16 protein-coding genes and 1 pseudogene are annotated in these 17,636 nt (G+C 70.5%); 5 read left to right on the top strand and 12 right to left on the bottom strand.

Features of this window, described 5'->3' with window-relative positions:
- Window positions 1-101: 101 nt before the first annotated feature.
- The 3 genes from ACFXB5_RS36640 to ACFXB5_RS36630 form a co-directional block, all read right to left on the bottom strand.
- On the bottom strand, window positions 102-341 hold the full coding sequence (locus ACFXB5_RS36640) for a chaplin (protein WP_201853667.1): 240 nt from the start codon (window positions 339-341) through the stop codon (window positions 102-104).
- A 138-nt stretch (window positions 342-479) separates the two neighbouring features.
- Window positions 480-1,124 (bottom strand): response regulator, encoded by a 645-nt coding sequence (locus ACFXB5_RS36635; protein WP_385216456.1) that lies wholly within the window; start codon window positions 1,122-1,124, stop codon window positions 480-482.
- Entirely contained in the window at window positions 1,117-2,274 is a 1,158-nt protein-coding gene (locus ACFXB5_RS36630; RefSeq protein WP_385216453.1) for a GAF domain-containing sensor histidine kinase, read from the bottom strand. The genes ACFXB5_RS36635 and ACFXB5_RS36630 overlap by 8 nt, the downstream gene beginning before the upstream one ends.
- 446 nt (window positions 2,275-2,720) lie before the next feature.
- On the opposite strand from ACFXB5_RS36630, the gene ACFXB5_RS36625 reads away from it, so the two are divergent.
- Window positions 2,721-3,518 carry a transglycosylase SLT domain-containing protein gene (locus tag ACFXB5_RS36625; protein WP_385216450.1) on the top strand — a complete coding sequence of 266 codons (798 nt, stop codon included), beginning with the start codon at window positions 2,721-2,723 and terminating at the stop codon, window positions 3,516-3,518.
- Between the two features lie 161 nt (window positions 3,519-3,679).
- Here ACFXB5_RS36625 and ACFXB5_RS36620 read toward each other — a convergent pair whose 3' ends face one another.
- A complete protein-coding gene (locus ACFXB5_RS36620) occupies window positions 3,680-6,412 on the bottom strand; it encodes an FHA domain-containing protein (protein ID WP_385216447.1) in 2,733 nt (910 codons plus the stop codon).
- Window positions 6,413-6,636: 224 nt separating this feature from the next.
- Between ACFXB5_RS36620 and ACFXB5_RS36615 the strand changes: the two genes are divergently transcribed.
- Complete coding sequence (locus ACFXB5_RS36615; RefSeq protein WP_385216445.1) at window positions 6,637-8,070, top strand: streptophobe family protein; 1,434 nt, start codon at window positions 6,637-6,639, stop codon at window positions 8,068-8,070.
- Between the two features lie 124 nt (window positions 8,071-8,194).
- Complete coding sequence (serB, locus tag ACFXB5_RS36610) at window positions 8,195-9,427, top strand: phosphoserine phosphatase SerB (RefSeq protein ID WP_385216442.1); 1,233 nt, start codon at window positions 8,195-8,197, stop codon at window positions 9,425-9,427.
- A 152-nt stretch (window positions 9,428-9,579) separates the two neighbouring features.
- Here the strand turns inward: serB and ACFXB5_RS36605 are convergent, their stop codons facing one another.
- From ACFXB5_RS36605 to ACFXB5_RS36590, 4 genes are all read right to left on the bottom strand, one after another.
- Window positions 9,580-10,098, bottom strand: a complete 519-nt coding sequence (locus ACFXB5_RS36605) for a SixA phosphatase family protein (protein ID WP_385216440.1) — start codon at window positions 10,096-10,098, stop codon at window positions 9,580-9,582.
- 115 nt (window positions 10,099-10,213) lie between these two features.
- Window positions 10,214-10,432, bottom strand: coding sequence for a hypothetical protein (locus ACFXB5_RS36600; protein ID WP_385216437.1), 219 nt, complete (start codon window positions 10,430-10,432; stop codon window positions 10,214-10,216).
- A gap of 152 nt (window positions 10,433-10,584) precedes the next feature.
- The gene (locus ACFXB5_RS36595) at window positions 10,585-10,701 is read right to left on the bottom strand and encodes an SGM_5486 family transporter-associated protein (RefSeq protein ID WP_251983317.1); all 117 of its coding nucleotides are present in this window, start codon (window positions 10,699-10,701) and stop codon (window positions 10,585-10,587) included.
- Window positions 10,702-10,769: 68 nt separating this feature from the next.
- Window positions 10,770-12,083 carry a CynX/NimT family MFS transporter gene (locus tag ACFXB5_RS36590; RefSeq protein ID WP_385216435.1) on the bottom strand — a complete coding sequence of 438 codons (1,314 nt, stop codon included), beginning with the start codon at window positions 12,081-12,083 and terminating at the stop codon, window positions 10,770-10,772.
- A 160-nt stretch (window positions 12,084-12,243) separates the two neighbouring features.
- On the opposite strand from ACFXB5_RS36590, the gene ACFXB5_RS36585 reads away from it, so the two are divergent.
- Window positions 12,244-12,918: a FadR/GntR family transcriptional regulator gene (locus ACFXB5_RS36585; RefSeq protein WP_385216433.1), complete on the top strand. Its 675-nt coding sequence runs from the start codon at window positions 12,244-12,246 to the stop codon at window positions 12,916-12,918.
- Between the two features lie 9 nt (window positions 12,919-12,927).
- Here ACFXB5_RS36585 and ACFXB5_RS36580 read toward each other — a convergent pair whose 3' ends face one another.
- From ACFXB5_RS36580 to ACFXB5_RS36565, 4 genes are all read right to left on the bottom strand, one after another.
- The gene (locus tag ACFXB5_RS36580; RefSeq protein WP_020872332.1) at window positions 12,928-13,251 is read right to left on the bottom strand and encodes a hypothetical protein; all 324 of its coding nucleotides are present in this window, start codon (window positions 13,249-13,251) and stop codon (window positions 12,928-12,930) included.
- 279 nt (window positions 13,252-13,530) lie between these two features.
- Window positions 13,531-14,301, bottom strand: a complete 771-nt coding sequence (fabI, locus tag ACFXB5_RS36575; protein WP_275562368.1) for an enoyl-ACP reductase FabI — start codon at window positions 14,299-14,301, stop codon at window positions 13,531-13,533.
- 5 nt (window positions 14,302-14,306) lie between these two features.
- Window positions 14,307-15,011: a 3-oxoacyl-[acyl-carrier-protein] reductase gene (gene fabG, locus ACFXB5_RS36570; RefSeq protein ID WP_037963432.1), complete on the bottom strand. Its 705-nt coding sequence runs from the start codon at window positions 15,009-15,011 to the stop codon at window positions 14,307-14,309.
- A gap of 330 nt (window positions 15,012-15,341) precedes the next feature.
- Window positions 15,342-16,211 carry an MBL fold metallo-hydrolase gene (locus ACFXB5_RS36565; RefSeq protein ID WP_385216429.1) on the bottom strand — a complete coding sequence of 290 codons (870 nt, stop codon included), beginning with the start codon at window positions 16,209-16,211 and terminating at the stop codon, window positions 15,342-15,344.
- A gap of 375 nt (window positions 16,212-16,586) precedes the next feature.
- Here ACFXB5_RS36565 and ACFXB5_RS36560 point away from each other — a divergent pair.
- Window positions 16,587-17,474, top strand: a pseudogene (locus ACFXB5_RS36560) (ThuA domain-containing protein); the annotation flags it as partial.
- Window positions 17,475-17,636 lie beyond the last annotated feature (162 nt).

Raw genomic sequence — 17,636 nt, 5'->3', positions numbered from 1 at the left:
GGGGCGGGGGGGGGGGCGGCGGGGGCGGCGGCGGGGGCGGGCGGGGCCCGCGGGCCCGCCCCCCCCCGGGTGGTGCGTCGGGATATCCCGCCAGGGGGCGGTCAGCGGCCGCAGGGGACGCCGTACGCCGGGTTCATGGCCCCGATGACCGAGATGGTGTTGCTGCAAGCGTTCACGGGCACGTGGACGGGCGCCTGAATGTTGTTGCCGGAAACGACACCCGGGGACGTCATCGCCCCACCGTCGGCCTGGGGGCCCTGGGCGGAGGCGACACCGGCACCGGCGACGGCGAGTCCGCCGGCCACGATCGTGAGGGCAGCGAACCTCTTGATGTTCTTCACTTCTCAAGACCCTTCATTCATCAGCGCATCACCGCGGCGGTACGCCGCGATACGCCGTGAAGAACGGCCCGGCCGATGGCGAGTTGCGCTGTTCGAGTGATCGCCACACGTTGGTGTGATTTCACGGAGAAACGCTGTTCATGCTCCGATCCCGTGCCGTACCGCCCATAGGGCGGCCTGAGTGCGATCGGCCAGATCCAATTTCATAAGAATGTTGGACACATGGGTCTTTACGGTCTTTTCGGATAGCACCAGCGCACGGGCGATCTCCCGGTTGGACCGGCCGTCCGCGATCAGCGCCAGCACCTCGCGTTCGCGCTCGGTGAGCGACCCGCCGCGCCCCTGGCCGCCGCCGTCCTCCTGGGAGAGCAGCGCGAGGGCCACCTCGGGCTGGAGCAGCACATGCCCGGAGTGGACGGACCGGATGGCGCGGGCCAGGGCCTCGGGGTCCACGTCCTTGTAGACATATCCCGCGGCGCCCGCGCGCAGGGCGGGGACCACGGTGCGCTTCTCGGTGAAGCTCGTCACGACCAGCACCCGGGCGGGGTTGTCGAGGTCGCGCAGGATACGCAGCGCCTCGATCCCGTCCAGGCCGGGCATCTTCACGTCCATGAGGACGACGTCGGGGCGCAGTTCCTCGGCGCGGGCGACGCCCTCCTCGCCGTCCGACGCCTCCCCGACCACCTCGATGTCGTCCTGGACCTGGAGGAAGGTCCGCAGGCCGCGCCGCACCACCTGGTGGTCGTCGACGAGCAGCACCCGAATCCGTCCCGGGTCAGCCACCGGGCACCTCCATCTCGATCACGGTGCCCTCGCCGGGCGCCGACTCCACCGTCAGACCGCCGCCGACGCCGCCGGCCCGGTACCGCATCGACACCAGCCCGAGGTGGTGCCCGGCGCGCCGTACGGCCGAGGGGTCGAATCCCCTGCCGTCGTCGGCGACGCGGAGCCGGGCGCCCTGGCCGTGCCGGGCGAGGGTGACGTCCACCTGCCGCGCGTCGGCGTGGCGCAGCGCGTTGTGCAGGGCCTCCTGGGCCACCCGCAGCACGGCCTCCTCCTGGGCGGCGGGCAACGCCCGTACGCCGCGGCAGGCGAAGGTGACACGGGCGGAGTGGGCCCGGTCGAGCACCTGCACCTGGGTCCTGAGGGTCGCCACGAGGCCGTCCTCGTCGAGGGCGGCGGGGCGCAGCTCCACGACGGCGGAGCGCAGCTCGTCGGCGGCCTCGGCGGCGAGCAGCGCGATCTGCTGGAGCTCGTCCTTGGCGCGGCCGGGGTCGCGGTCCACCAGGGCCGTGGCCGCCTGGGCGGTCAGCCGCAGCGAGAAGAGCTTCTGGGAGACCGCGTCGTGCAGCTCATGGGCGAGCCTGGCCCGCTCCCCCGCGATGGTGAGCTCGCGGCTGCGCTCGTAGAGCCGGGCGTTGGTCAGGGCGATGGCGGCGTGCTGGGCCAGGATGGACAGCAGTTCCTCGTCCTCGGCGGTGAAACCGCAGCCGCCCTCGGGCTTGGGGCATCGCTTGTTGGCGAGGAATACCGCGCCGAGAACTTCATCGCCGTCGGCAATGGGAAGTCCCAAGAAATCCGACATAACGGGATGAGCTGATGGCCATCCCTCAAAACGGGCATCTAGTCGCACATCGGCGAGTCGCTGCGGAGTGGCGTCCTTGAGCATCGCGGCGAGAATGCCGTGCTGCCGAGGCAGCGGCCCGATGGCCCGCCACTGCTCCTCACTGACCCCATCTACTACGAACTGGGCGAAACCCCCGTGATCATCCGGAACCCCCAGAGCGGCATACTCCGCATCGAGCAGCTCACGGGCGGATACAACGATGGTCTTTAGGACATCACGGACTTCCAGATGTCGGCTCATGGCGAGCAGCGCCGCGCTCACCCGGCTCAGCCCGGCCTCGGCTCCGCCACCCCGTCCTTTCGTCATGGGCATTACCGTACCCACCGCCATCCGGTGGGCATATCGGCCGGTCGGCGGCCACCCGATAAGACCTGAGCCCTAGGTCGAACGGCGCACACGAGGCCCCCAAAGGGGCTGTTACAAGGGTGGAAAAAACAAACACCCTGAGCATTTGCGTGGGCACAGCGCGCAATATGAGAAGCTCCGCGATGTGAGCCCGGACACACGACCGAAATCACGTACGAACGCGCTTAGTGGACGTTTCATAGGCGACTGAGCGGGGATGACGGCCGTCCGCGTGGGCATGAACGGCCTACTTATCCACTAAGCAGCATCGTATGTCACGCCTTTGCGACAACTTTTTGCGGCAGCTAAGAATTTCACCCAGTCGCACGGCGCCGTAGATCCAGGAACGGCGCTCTGCGCGCCGATGTGGCCTGCGACTCAAGCGATTGGAAGAGGTCTACTCCGCCATGCCCCTGCCCAAAATCCCCGGTTACAGCCGTCTCAACAAGACGCACAAGTACTCCGCCGCCGGAATCGCAGCCGCCGGTGCGGCCGCCATAGCCTTCGCCGTCGTCCCCGGTGGTGACGCCGGCGCCAAGACCACGGCCCAGGACCTGCCGAACAGGCCGGTCGCCCTCACCTCTCAGAAGGCCGACGCCCAGGCCCACCACGAGGTCCTGGCGAAGCAGTCCGCCCTCGCCTCCAAGCAGGCCAAGGAAGAGGCGGCCAAGAAGGCAGCGGAAGAGGCCGCCGCGAAGAAGAAGGCAGCGGAGGAAGCCGCCGCGAAGAAGGCAGCGGAGGAAGCCGCCGCGAAGAAGGCAGCGGAAGAGGCCGCCGCGAAGAAGGCGGCCGAGGCCAAGGCCGCCAAGGAGCGCGCCGCCAAGCAGGCCGCGAGCCGCTCCGCCAGCCGTATCGAGACGGTCGCCGACGAGAAGAAGACCTACCCGGACAACCTCGACGGCTGGATCCGCGAATCCCTCGACATCATGAAGAAGAAGGGCATCCCCGGCTCCTACGAGGGCATCCACCGCAACATCATCCGGGAGTCCGGCGGCGACCCGCGCGCCATCAACAACTGGGACATCAACGCCCAGAACGGCGTGCCCTCCAAGGGTCTGCTCCAGGTAATAGCCCCGACCTTCCAGGCCTACCACGTCGAGGGCACCGCCTGGGACGCCTACGACCCGGTCGCGAACATCACCGCCGCCTGCAACTACGCCGCCGACCGGTACGGCTCCATGGACAACGTGAACGGCCCGTACTGAGCCTGAAGGGCCCGTCAAGAACCCGGCGTTCCGACGCCGAAGGGCGACGGCACCCCCTGTGTGCGAGGGGTGCCGCCGCCCTTCTCCGGGACCGTGCTTCTCGTGGCCGCGCTTTTCGTTGCCGTGTTTCCGCGGCCGTGTCTTCCTGACCGCCGTGGCGGCTACTTGCGCATGACCTCCGGCTCATGGCGGCGCAGCAGCCGTGCGACCGTGATGCCGCACACGATGCCCAGGACGATCAGCGCGACCATGTCGATGCCCCACTGGGTGGTGGTGTGCTCCCACAGCGGGTCGGTGTCCAGGGGCTTCTTGCTGTCCCACGGCGCCATCATGTGACCGGCGCCAGGGCCGAGGTCCAGCGTGGCACCGGCCGCGCCGATCGCCCAGCGGGACGGCATCAGCCAGGCGAACTGCTCCACACCCGGCGATCCGAAGATCTTGAACAGCACACCGGTGAAGACCACCTGGACGATCGCGAACATGACCAGCAGCGGCATGGTCTTCTCGGCGGTCTTCACCAGGGACGAGATGACCAGGCCCACCATCATCGAGGTGAAGCCGATCGCGATGACGGCCACGCAGAGTTCGGCGGCCGGCGGCATCAGCAGGCCCTCTTCGGGCATTTCGCGCGTCGAGAGACCGATGGCGGAGATGATGACGCCCTGGCATGCGGTGATCACGCCGAGCACGATCACCTTGGACATCAGATACGCGGAGCGGGACAGGCCGACCGCCCGTTCGCGTTCGTAGATGACCCGTTCCTTGATCAGTTCTCGTACGGAATTGGCCGCGCCGGTAAAGCACATGCCGACCACAAGGATCAGCAACACCGTCCCGGCGGCCTGGTTGAAACTGCCCTTCGGGGCCATCTGGAGGCCGAACTTCGCCGGTATGACGACGCTCACCGCCCCCAGCACGGCGGGCAGGATCACCATCAGCCCCATGAAGCCCTTGTCGGAGCCGATCACCGACAGATAGCGGCGGATCAGCGTCCACAGCTGCGAACCCCAGCTCTGTGGCTTCTGCATCCGGGTCGGCGGCGCCTGGACATGGACGGACTGCGGGGCGACGGAGTCCAGGTCCGCGGCGTACATCTGGTAGTGCTGCGAACCGCGCCAGCGGCCCGCCCAGTCGTAGTCGCGGTAGTTCTCGAACGCCGAGAAGACATCCGCCCAGCTGCTGTAGCCGAAGAAGTTGAGCGCCTCGTCCGGCGGGCCGAAGTAGGCCACCGAACCGCCCGGCGCCATCACCAGAAGCTTGTCGCACAGCGCGAGCTCGGCCACCGAGTGGGTGACCACCAGCACCGTACGGCCGTCGTCGGCCAGACCGCGCAGCAACTGCATGACATCGCGGTCCATGCCCGGGTCGAGACCGGAGGTCGGCTCGTCCAGGAAGATCAGCGACGGCTTGGTGAGCAGCTCCAGCGCGACCGAGACCCGCTTGCGCTGACCGCCGGAGAGGGCGGTGACCTTCTTCTCCCGGTGGATGTCCAGCTTGAGCTCGCGCAGCACCTCGTCGATCCGGGCCTCGCGCTCGGCCTCGGCGGTGTCACCGGGGAAGCGGAGCTTGGCGGCGTAGCGCAGGGCCTTCTGGACGGTCAGCTCCTTGTGGAGGATGTCGTCCTGGGGCACCAGACCGATGCGCTGGCGCAGCTCGGCGAACTGCTTGTAGAGGTTCCGGTTGTCGTAGAGGACATCGCCCTCGTTGGCCGGGCGGTAACCGGTGAGCGCCTTCAGCAGCGTGGACTTGCCGGAGCCGGACGGGCCGATGACCGCGACGAGGGACTTCTCCGGGACGCCGAAGGAGACATCCTTGAGGATCTGCTTGCCGCCGTCGACCGTCACCGTCAGATGGCGGGCCGAGAAGGAGACCGCACCAGTGTCGACGAACTCCTCGAGGCGGTCGCCGACCAGCCGGAAGGTGGAGTGACCGACGCCGACGGTGTCGGCGGGGCCGATGATCTGCTGCCGGACCGGCTGACCGTTGACATAGGTGCCGTTGTGGCTGCCGAGGTCACGTATCTCGAAGCGGCCGTCGGGCAGCGCCTGGAACTCGGCGTGGTGGCGCGAGACCTGCAGATCGGAGACGACCAGCTCGTTCTCCAGCGCACGACCGATGCGCATCACCCGGCCGGCGGCCAGCTGGTGGAAGGTGGTCGGGCTGCGGTCGCCCTGGGCGGTCGCGGTGCCGGCCGGGCCGGAGGGACCGGCGCCGGGGCCGCTCTGCGCGAGGTTGCTCTGCGGGGCCTGGGGCTGCGGCTGCTGGTGCGGCTGGGGGGCCTGTTGCTGCGGCGGCTGATGGGGCGCCTGCTGCTGCGGGATGAACGGCTGCTGCTGGTGCGGGGCCTGGGGCTGCTGCTGCCAGCCTTGCGGCTGCCCCTGGGGCTGCGCCTGCGGCTGCCCCTGGGGCGGCTGTCCGCCCTGCTGCGGCCAGCCGCCGGGGCCGGGCTGCTGCGGCGGCTGCTGGGCGGGGGGCTGCTGGCCCTGGTGCGCCTGCTGGCCTTGCTGGCCCTGCTGGGGCATGCCCATCGCCGCCTGCTGGCCGTACGCGCCCGCGGCACCCATCGAGGGCGCACCGCCCGAGGGGGCACCGCCGCCGGAGACGCTGAGCCGGGGGCCATCGGTGGCATTGCCGAGATGGACGGCCGAACCAGGGCCGATTTCCACCTGTTGAATTCTCTGGCCCTGCACATAGGTGCCGTTGGTGGAACCCTGATCCTCAATGATCCAACTGCGCCCACCCCAGCGCACCGTGGCATGTCGCCAGGAGACCCTGGCGTCGTCCAGCACCATGTCGCCCTGTGGGTCACGCCCCAGGCTGTACGACCTGGATGGATCAAGTGTCCAGGTCTGTCCGTTCAATTCCAGTACGAGTTCCGGCACTCCGCGCCCCACTAGTTGTCCCCCGAGTTACCCCCTGACACAGGGAGTCTAGGGATGGCGAACATCGTGAGGAACTATTTCAGGCTCAGTCCCTTCACCGGAAGTCGGGTTTTGACAAGACCGCATCTCGGGCGTCATTGACTCATCCGAAAGGCCCTCGGAAAGTGGTAAGCGCTGACGGATAGTGCGGATCATGGTTTATCCGGGCAACTCGCGACGATCGGGGGGTCGGCGGTATGAGCGCGAGCGGCGGCGTACGAGTGCCCTGGGGACCCGCGCTGCTCGCCGCGATCGCCTCGGTGAGCTGGGCGTTCCTGGCCATGGTCGGCATCGCCGCGCTCGGTCTGCATCTGATCGGCGCGGACGGGGCGGGCGCGCTCGGGCCGATGGCAGCCGCGGCGACGGTGCTGGCGGTCGGCGGTTCCGTCACTCCGTCCGGCGATGTGGGCGTCTTCGGACTGGAGGGGGCCCAGGCTCACGCCGCCATCGATATCGCGCCACTGGGGGTGAGCCTGGTCGGCGCGCTGCTGCTGGGATGGCTGTTCGTACGGTCGTTACGGGGCGCTGGGGCGGTGATCGGCCGGGCCGAACTCGCGGCGCGGGCGGGCCTGGTGGCCCTGCTCTTCCTGCTGCTGCTCGCCGGGCTGACCTGGGTGGGCAACGATACGGTCACGATCGACGGCGCCACGCTCGTCCGCCGCGGCCTCGGCACCGAACAGGCCGAGCACGATCTGCTGAGCCGGCTCCCCGAGCAGCTGGGCGATATCGCGGACATCGGCGGCGGGCTGCTGCCGGACCGGCTGTCCGACCTCGTCGGCGCCAAGGCGTCCGTCGGCTTCACCGTGACCCCCGGCCGCTCACTGCTGGGCGGCGTGGTGTGGGTCGTCGCCGTCCTGCTCCTCGCGCTGCTCGTCTCGCGCCGTACCCCGCTGCCGCCCGGCACGCGGGCGCTGCACCGCACGGTCCGGCCGGCGGTGTCCGCGCTGTGCGGGGTGCTGCTGCTCGCGGTCGGCGCGGGTCTGGTGGCCGGAATCTACGCGGCGACCGGGGACGACCATCCGGGGCTGGTGCTCGGGTCGGCTCTGCTCGGCGCGCCCAACGGGGTGTGGATCGGGGTACCGCTCGGGCTGTTCGTCCCCTGGTACGGCCGGGCGAGCGGGGCGCTGCGGCATGTGCTGCCCGACCCGGTGGACGATCTGCTCGCCGGGCCGGGCGGGGAGCGGCTCACGGTGGGGCGGCTGGCCGAGCTCGACGGCCGGGTCTGGCTGCTGGTGGTCGCGAGTGTGCTGCTGATGCTCGCCGCCGGGGTGCTCACCGCGGCCCGTACGCCCGTGGGGGGCTCCCGGCCGCTCGCCTTCGCGGGGTGGTGTGCGCTGCGGCTGGGCGCGGTGACCGCGCTCGCGCTGCCGCTGCTGGTGGCGGTGACCAAGGTCTCGGCCGGGGCGAGCCTGTCCGTGCTCGGGTTCGACGCCTTCGGGGCGGGGATCAAGCTGTACGGGAACGCCGCGCTCGCACTGGCGCTGGGCGCGGGGTGGGGCGCGGCGGCGGGGGCCGCCGGGGCGCTGGCGGCATGGGCGACGGGGGCGGCGGGGCGCCGGGCGGTGGCGCTCGCGCGGCCGGACGAGGGCGACGGCGGGCCCCGGGGGCACGGCGGCGGGCGTGGCGCGTGACGTCGCCGATCATGCGAGGGGTGACATCATGGCGACCGGGACATGAACGTTCCGCCTCGGATGGCCGTCCACGGTGCGGGCTGCCGCGCGCACCGCGCGAACAGCCGGATACGGTGGGAAGACCATGAGCGCATCGCGGATCCCCCCTGTCACCACCGTTCCGGACGACGATGTCCCGACCCTCCTTGTCAAGATCTTCGGCAAGGACCGCCCCGGCATCACCGCCGGGCTCTGCGACACCCTCGCCGCCTATGGCGTGCACATAGTCGACATAGAGCAGGTCGTCACCCGGGGCCGCATCGTGCTGTGTGTCCTGGTCACGGCGCCCAAGGCCGACGGGGCGGAGGGCGATCTGCGGGCCACCGTGCACAGCTGGGCGGAGTCGATGCGGCTCCAAGCCGAGATCATCTCCGGCCGGGGCGACAACCGGCCGCGTGGCACGGGCCGGTCGCATGTCACCGTGCTGGGGAATCCGCTGACCGCCGAGTCGACGGCCGCCATCGCCTCCCGGATCACCGGCACCGGCGGCAATATCGACCGGATCTTCCGGCTGGCGAAGTATCCGGTCACGGCCGTGGAGTTCGAGGTGTCCGGCGCCGAGACCGAGCCGCTGCGCACCGCGCTGGCCATCGAGGCCGCCGATATCGGCGTCGATGTGGCCGTGGTGGCGTCGGGGCTGCAGCGCCGGGCGCAGCGGCTGGTGGTCATGGACGTGGACTCCACCCTGATCCAGGACGAGGTGATCGAGCTCTTCGCCGCGCATGCGGGCTGTCAGGCCGAGGTCGCCGAGGTCACGGCCCGGGCGATGCGCGGTGAGCTGGACTTCGAGCAGTCGCTGCACGCGCGGGTCGCGCTGCTGGCCGGGATCGACGAGTCCGTGGTGGAGAAGGTGCGTGCCGAGGTCCGGCTCACCCCCGGCGCCCGTACGCTGATCCGCACCCTGAAGCGGCTCGGCTATCAGGTGGGCGTGGTCTCCGGTGGCTTTACGCAGGTCACCGACGACCTCAAGGAACGTCTTGGCCTGGACTTCGCCTCCGCCAACACCCTGGAGGTCGTGGACGGCAAGCTGACCGGCCGGGTGATCGGCGAGGTGGTGGACCGGGCGGGCAAGGCCCGGCTGCTGCGACGCTTCGCGGCCGAGGCGGGGGTGCCGCTGGTGCAGACGGTCGCGATCGGCGACGGGGCGAACGACCTGGACATGCTGAACGCGGCCGGTCTGGGGGTCGCCTTCAACGCCAAGCCGGTGGTCCGGGAGGCCGCGCACACCGCCGTGAACGTGCCGTTCCTCGACACGGTGCTGTATCTGCTGGGTGTGACCCGCGACGAGGTCGAGGCGGCGGACGCGCACGTGGACTGACGGGCCCGGTCCGGAACGCGGAACGGCCCCCGCACCCCCGTACGACTACGACGACGGTGGAGCGGGGGCCGGTGCACGGTGGCGCGGGGGCCGGTCCGTTGGGACGTGGCATCACGCCCGGGGCGGCACGTCCGGCGAGCGGCTCGCTCGGCTCACTCGTGGGGCGCCCAGAAGCTGGTCAGCCGCCCGCAGCCGATCTCGACCGACTTCCACGAGCCGCTGAACGTCACGACCGCGAACGCGGAGGTGGGGAAGGCACCGCGGTCCATGCGCTCCTTGGCGTCCTCGTCGGCCTCGCCCGCCAGCGCGTCGGCGAGGCCGTGCATCCCGGGGTTGTGACCGACGACCAGCAGGTCGGTGATGTCGTCCGGAGTCTCGTTGATCACCTCGATGAGCTGACCGACCGGGGCGTCGTAGAGCCGCTCCTCGTAGACGGTCTTGGGGCGCTGCGGCAGCTCGTGGACCACCAGCTTCCAGGTCTCACGGGTGCGCAGTGCGGTGGAGCAGAGGGTGAGTTCGGGGGTGAGACCGGCGTCCGCGATCCGGCGCCCGGCGAGCGGGGCGTCATTGCGGCCGCGCTCCGCGAGCGGGCGCTCATGGTCGGCCACCTGGGGCCAGTCGGCCTTGGCGTGTCGAAGGAGAACAATCCTGCGGGGCACATCGACGCTCATGCGTCCCAGCTTCGCATGAATCGGTGCACGAGGCGCAGGGTGTTGGAACGACCTCGTCAAACGTGAGCACACCCGCGATACGGCGGACACAACTGATCTCCACCGCCTACGGTGGTCACGGTGCCGCCTCTCCGAAGGCCCGCTGCACCAACTCCACGACCTGCGAGACCGGCCCTGAGCCACCGCTGTCGGCATGGGCGTCGGTGGGTCCGGTCAGCAGGAGCAGCAGCGCCGCGAAGGCCACGGCCGGGAGGGCGACGGCCCACCACGGCAGCCGGGTGTCCATGCCGCTGTCCACCGGATGCGCGGGCCGGGTACGGGTGCGGGCGGACATGGGATCGCCTCCGGGGTCGCCGAACGTGTCGATGGTTCGACGGTACGGAGCGGGCGGGGCGTCTCCCATCCGGTGAGCCACCCAGTTACCCCTGAGCCCAGCCCCCTAGGGGATGGTGGGGCCAGCCCCACCATCCGGCGTCTCGCCCCAGGTCAGGGTGAGGCGATGGTGGCGATCACACCGATGATCACGGTGATGCCCAGCATCACGCCGAAGATGACGAGGAGCTTCTTCTGGCCGTTCGGGGGGTTCTCATCGAGCACTGGCATGGCATCAGTGTCCCATCCCCGCTGCGCGAGACCGCGCGAGCCCTCGCCCTGCTCGGGCTTCGCGCTGGTCAGGCCTCGTCCTCGAGGTGGCGGTCGCGTCCGGCCAGTACGCCCGCGACGATCTGCGGCACCATGAACCCGGCCATCAGCGCGATGGGCTGCCCCCAGCCGCCGCTGTGCTGGTAGAGCACGCCGACCAGCAGCGGGCCGGGGATGGACAGCAGATAGCCGACGCTCTGCGCGAAGGCCGACAGCCGGACGACGCCCGCGTGGGTCCTCGTCCGCATGCCGATCATGGTGAGGGCGAGCGGGAAGGCGCAGTTGGCGATGCCGAGCAGCACGGCCCACGCCCAGGCGCCCTCGGCCGGTGCCAGCCACAGCCCGGCGTAACCGGTGAGCCCGAAGACGCCGAGGATGAAGACCAGGACGCCCTGGTGCCGCAGCCGGGCGGCGATCCGCGGCAGGACGAAGGCGAGCGGCACGCCCATCGCCATCATCACGGCCAGCAGCAGACCGGAGGTGGAGGCGGAGACCCCCGCGTCCCGGAAGATCTGCGGCATCCAGCCCATGGAGATGTACGCGGCGGTGGCCTGGAAGCCGAAGAAGACGGCCATGGCCCAGGCGAGGGGGGAGCGGGTGATGCGCATCGCGGGGGCGTCGGCGGGGGCCACGGCGGTCTCGGCCGCGGCAGGTGCGTCCGTATCCGTACCGCCCGCCTCCGGGCCGCTCGCACCGACGCGGGCGAGGAACAGCCAGGGCACCAGTGCCACCGCGGCGAGCAGCGCCCACACCCCGAGCCCGCTCCGCCAGGAGCCGCCCAGTGCGTCGGTCATCGGCACGGTGGCCGCCGCGGCGGCGGCCGTGCCCAGCGACAGGCCCATCGAGTACAGCCCCGTCATCGCGCCGACCCGGTCCGGGAACCAGCGCTTGACGATCACCGGCATCAGGATGTTGCTCACCGCGATCCCGGCCAGGGCGAGCGCGCTGGCGGCCAGGAAGACCACGGTCCCGCCGGCGAAGGGGCGCAGCAGCAGACCGGTGGCGATGGCGGCGAGCCCGGCGCAGACGATGGCCCCCGCCCCCCAGCGCCGGGCCAGCCGGGGCGCGGTGAGCCCGAAGAGCGCGAAGCAGGCCGCGGGCACGGAGGTGAGCACTCCGGCGACGGTGCCGCTCATCCCGAGGTCGTCGCGGACCTCCTCGAGCAGCGGACCGAGACTGGTGACGGCGGGGCGGAGATTGAGCGCGGCGAGCATGAGCCCTGCCGCCATGACGCGGCCGCGCCAGGGCGAGGCCGCGCGGCGCGGTCCTCCGTGTTCCGCCGGGCGGGGCGCGGAGGCGGCGGTCTCGGGCATCGCGAGGTCGTCAGACGGGGGCGTATGCATGCCGACCATCATAGAATCATAGGATGAATGCTCGTCCAGTGGACAGCGGCCACCCGGTAACGGCCGGGCGGCATCATGGAAGGATCGTCGTCCGTTCGCCTCGCCCACCTCGGGCACCATCCGCATCCGCCGCAAGCACGCCCGCAAGCACAGGAGAGTCATGCCGCTGACCTCGCCCCGGCGCTCCGCCCTCGCCGATCAGGTGATCGCCCAGCTGCGCGCCCAGATCACCTCGGGCGAGTGGCCGGTGGGCTCGCGGATCCCCACCGAGCCCGAGCTGGTCGAGCAGCTCGGGGTCGCGCGCAACACCGTGCGGGAGGCCGTGCGCGCCCTCGCGCACAACGGACTGCTGGACATCCGCCAGGGCTCGGGCACCTATGTGCTGGCCACCAGCGAACTGGCCGGGGTGATGCACCGCCGCTTCGCCGGCGCCGACCCCCGTCATGTGGCCGAGCTGCGCAGCGCGCTGGAGACGAAGGCGGCCCATCTGGCCGCGGAGCGCCGTACCGAGCAGGACCTCAAGCAGCTGGACGCCCAGCTGGACCGGCGCGAGCGGGCCTGGGAGGCGGGCGACCCGGACGCCTTCGTCGAGGCGGACGCCACCTTGCACATGGCGGTCGTGGCCGCCGCGCACAACGATGTGCTGGCCGAGCTGTACGCGGACCTGGGCGCGGTCGTACGGGACTTCCTGCGCGCGGACGTCGACAGCGGGATGGGCCCGGACACGTATGTGGACCACGGACGGCTGGTGGAGGCGATCCGGGAGGGGGCCGGGGAGCGGGCGGCGGCCGAGGCCAGCACCCACCCGTTCGGCTGCCGTTTCCGGAGCGGCTGAGCCCCCCGCTCAGCGGTGGCTCACCCAGGCCTTCCGTATCTCCTTCCAGCAGCGCTCGGCGAGCCGCACATACTGGGCCGGGCCGACCTCCACCGGGCGGGCGTCCATGTCCGGGTCCCACCAGTGGGCGCATTCGACGTGCAGCTGCACCCGGTCGGCGCGGGGATTGGGGTTGAAGCAGCTGGCGGTGGCGTGCGAGCCGCGCACCGTGGTGCTGCAGGCGGCCTCGCGCGGCCGGGGCCGGTCCTGCGCGGCGGAGCTGGAGGCGGCGATGATCAGACCCACCGTGGCGACGAGCAGCACCGCGGCCGCGACACGGCGGGTCGTACGCATGCGGGACCTCCTCGGCCGTGTCGCTGGCGCGGGCGCTCCGGTGAGTCGGTTCGTCGCATCAGGCGTATCAGGCGTATCGGGGGCATCAGGGGTATTGGGCGTTACGGGGTCTATGACCCCACAATGCGTGTATCCACCACCCGTACGCGCGTCCTGCTCCCGCGAACGGGTGAACGCGGACGCCGAACGTGAACGCGGAACGGCCGCCGCCCGGACCCGCGGTGCGCGGGAGCGGGACGGCGGCCGTCACACGGAAACGCCGTGGGCGCGGCCGTGGGCTCAGGCACCCATCATGTGCACACCGCCGTCGACATGCACGATCTCGCCCGTGGTGCGCGGGAACCAGTCGGACAGCAGGGCGACGACGCCGCGGCCGGCCGGCTCCGGGTCGGTCAGGTCCCAGCCGATCGGGGCCCGGTGGTTCCACACGTCCGCGAGCTCCTCGAAGCCGGGGATGGACTTCGCGGCCATGGACTTGATGGGCCCGGCGGAGACCAGGTTGCAGCGCACGTTCCGCTCGCCGAGGTCGCGGGCGAGGTAGCGGTTGGTGGACTCCAGCGCCGCCTTGGCCACGCCCATCCAGTCGTACTTCGGCCAGGCGAACTGGGCGTCGAAGGTCAGGCCGACGATCGAGCCGCCCCGCGGCATGACCGGCAGGCACGCCATGGTGAGCGCCTTGAGGGAGTACGCGGAGACGTGCACGGCCGTGCCGACGTCCTCCCAGGTGCCCTCGAGGAAGTTGAACGCACCCTGGGGGCCGAAGGCGATGGAGTGCACCACGCCGTCGAGGTCGACGCCCTCGCCCAGGTGCTCGCGCACCTTGTCGGCCAGGCCGTCCAGCTGCTCCTGGTTCTGCACGTCCAGCTCGATGACCGGGGCGGGCTTGGGCAGCCGCTTGGCGATCCGCTCCACGAGGGAGACCCTGCCGAAGCCGGTGAGGATGACCTCGGCACCCTCCTCCTGGGCCAGTCTGGCGGCGTGGAAGGCGATGGACGCCTCGGTGATGACGCCCGTGACCAGGATGCGCTTACCCGCGAGAATTCCACTCATGACGTTCAGTGACCCATGCCCAATCCGCCGTCGACAGGGATGACGGCTCCAGTGATGTACGCGGCCTCGTCGGAGGCCAGGAAGCGGACCGAGGCGGCGATCTCCTCGGGCTGCGCGTAACGCGCGAGCGGTACCTGCTTCACGATGTTCTCGCGCTGGTCGTCGTTGAGCGCGCGCGTCATGTCCGTGTCGACGAAACCGGGCGCGACCACATTGACGGTGATGTTGCGCGAGCCCAGCTCACGGGCGAGGGAGCGGGCGAAGCCCACCAGGCCCGCCTTGGACGCGGCGTAGTTCGCCTGACCGGCCGAACCCATCAGCCCGACGACCGACGAGATCAGCACCACGCGCCCCTTACGGGCCCGCAGCATCCCCCGGTTGGCCCGCTTGACCACGCGGAACGTGCCGGTGAGGTTGGTCTCGAGGACGGCGGCGAAGTCCTCCTCGGTCATCCGCATCAGCAGCTGGTCGCGGGTGACCCCGGCGTTGGCCACCAGGACCTCGACCGTGCCGTGCTTCTCCTCGATCTCCTTGTACGCCTGCTCGACCTGCTCCGGCTCGGTGATGTCGCACTTCACCGCGAGGAAGCCGGCCGGCGGCTCACCGGACCGGTAGGTGATGGCGACCTTGTCGCCAGCGTCGGCGAAGGCACGGGCGATGGCGAGGCCGATGCCGCGGTTGCCTCCGGTGACGAGAACCGAGCGGCTCAAGGGACCACCTTCTCTTGTCGATCTCCGTCGACGTCTGTCGACGATGTCTGTCGGGGTCCGCCACGGTTCTGACGCGGTCTGACGCGGTCTGTCCATGCACCGCCGGACGTCACCGCACCGCCGGACGTCACCATGCGTGCCGACCCCTACCCTCGCAAACTATCGGTCCCAGGCCCTCGAGGAGGAATCGGGCACCCACAGGGGCGGGTGCCCCTCCCTGTCGACTTCCTACAGAAACCCAGTGGTCACCGACCTCCGCCGGACTCGGTCCCGGCCTCTCCCCCACCCGGCCGCTCCCTCACCACCGGACGGCCTCACCACCAGAGCGCCTCACCACCGGACGGCCGTGAAGTCGATCGGCCGGGGCCGCAGCAGCCCCGTGCGCTCCGCCAGCGCCCGCAACCGCCGGGACATCTCGTCGGCGTCCAGATGACACCGATCCCCGTGGCCCGGCAGGACCCACTCACAACGCAGCCGTCCGGCCACCCTTGCCAGTGAGGCGGCCAGCTCCTCGATGGAGTGCCAGGTCACGCTCTCCGCCACGGCCAGATCTCCGAGCGCGCGCGACCAGTAGATGCTGTCACCGCTGAAGCAGTACCGGTCGTCCGCGAGATAGAGCACACTGCCCAGGGTGTGGCCCGGCAGCGGATGGGCGGTGACCCCCGGGCCGATCTCCACGGGCTCCAGGCCCCGGATCACCTGGTCCGCGTCGGGCGCCGCGTCCAGGTCCCCCTCGTGGATCCACAGCCGGGCGCCGAAGTGATCGGCGTAGCGACGGCCGTGTGCGGCGTGGTCGCGGTGGGTCAGCAGCACATCGGTGACGGGGCCCGACGCCGCGTAACGCCCGGCCAGCTCCCGGCTCCAGCGCGGTGTGTCGATCATCATCGCCGTGCCGGACGGCCGCCGCAGCAGATAGGAGTTGGCCCCAGCGGTGTGCTGGGAGTTGTGGCCGCAGATGAGTACACCGTCGTCCAGGGCCATGGGGAACGGGTCGAGCGCCCGGTCCGGCTGCCCGGACGCCGGGCGGATCGAGCGGGTGGGGCAGGCGAACACGGCGGCGTGCAGGCGCCGCGTCTCCGCCTCGTCGCGCGGCTGACGCACGACCTCCGACCGCCCGCCGACCTCGCTGATCAGCTCGGGCGCTAACTGCCGGGCGACATCGCAGTTGGTACAGCGGTCGTCCACGTACCAGTCGTCCATGACTGGGCTCCTTCCGGGAACGCGGCCCCGACCGGGACCGCCCTTCCAGGGATAGCCAGCCGCGGACCAAAGCGGTAGACCCTGCCGATCTTGCACTTCCGGGCCCGAGCCCTTCTCACGGGCCCGGAAGCTCTCGAGCGACCTGTCATCAAAAGCATTGACATTTACCCATTGAGACAAAGCTCCGCGCACCGGCCGAACGGCGGAATCTCTTGACGGGATTGGTTCAGACCTTTAAGTTCACCTCGCCCATCCGCGAAGGGCCGTGCCTCTGCGGTGGTGAACGACCCGCTCCGCAGCCGTGTCGGCGTTCGCCGTCAATGTCCTGATCCCCCACCCGTGACAGCGGCATCATCCGCACAGCGAGGAGCACGCATGCAGAAGAGCGAAGACCTCAGATCGTCCAGGACGCCATCCGTGGCCATACGGCTGCTGGTGTTGCTGGCCACGCTGTTGGGGCTGGCGGTCGCCCCCGTCCACGCGACGGCGCGCGACGCGGCCGCGCCGTTCAAGGTGTTGGCCCTGTACAACGGGACGTGGGACGCCGCCCACATCAATTTCGTTCACGAGGCGAACGACTGGTTCCCGAAGCAGGCCGAGCAGAACGGTTTCACCTATACGGCGAGCAACGACTGGAACCAGCTCAACGACATCGGGACCGACGACTACCAGGTGGTGCTGTTCCTCGACGACCTGCCGCAGACCGCCGCCCAACGCTCCGGCTTCGAGCGCTATATGCGCGCCGGCGGCGCCTGGATGGGGTTCCATGTGGCGGCCTTCACCACCGAGGCACAGAGCTGGCCCTGGTACCACGACGAGTTCCTCGGCAGCGGCAACTTCAAGTCCAACACCTGGGGCCCGACCACGGCCACCCTGCGGGTCGAGGACCGGACCCACCCGTCCACCAAGGCGCTGCCCGCCACCTTCACCTCGTCGGTCAGCGAGTGGTACAGCTGGTCGAAGGACCTGCGGAAGAACCCGGACATCAAGATCCTGGCCTCCGTCGACCCGAGCAGCTTCCCGCTCGGCACCGACCCCAACCAGACCTGGTACGACGGCTACTACCCGATCCTGTGGACGAACAGCAAGTACAAGATGCTGTACGCGAACTTCGGGCACAACGCGATGGACTACGAGCACAACACCCCCCTGTCGTCCACCTTCGCGAGCCAGACGCAGAACCGGTTCCTGCTCGACGGGCTGAAGTGGCTCGGCGGTGCGGGTGGCTCCCGGCAACCGGCCGAGTCCATCGCCGGAACCGCCTCGACGCCCTGATCCAGAAGCTCGCCGCCCTGATCCAGAAGTAGGCCCCGTAGCGGCACGGCGGAGGGGCCCCCCGGTAACCGGCGGGGCGGGCTAGGGTCTCGCCGGGCGCCCGGCCCCGGTACTCGCGGGGGGCGGCGGGGCCCTCGGTCGCGCGCGCTC

Origin of the sequence: Streptomyces sp. NPDC059455 (assembly GCF_042750115.1) — a bacterium.
Classification (GTDB): Bacteria; Actinomycetota; Actinomycetes; order Streptomycetales; family Streptomycetaceae; genus Streptomyces; species Streptomyces endocoffeicus.
This window is presented reverse-complemented; position numbering and strand designations above follow the sequence as displayed.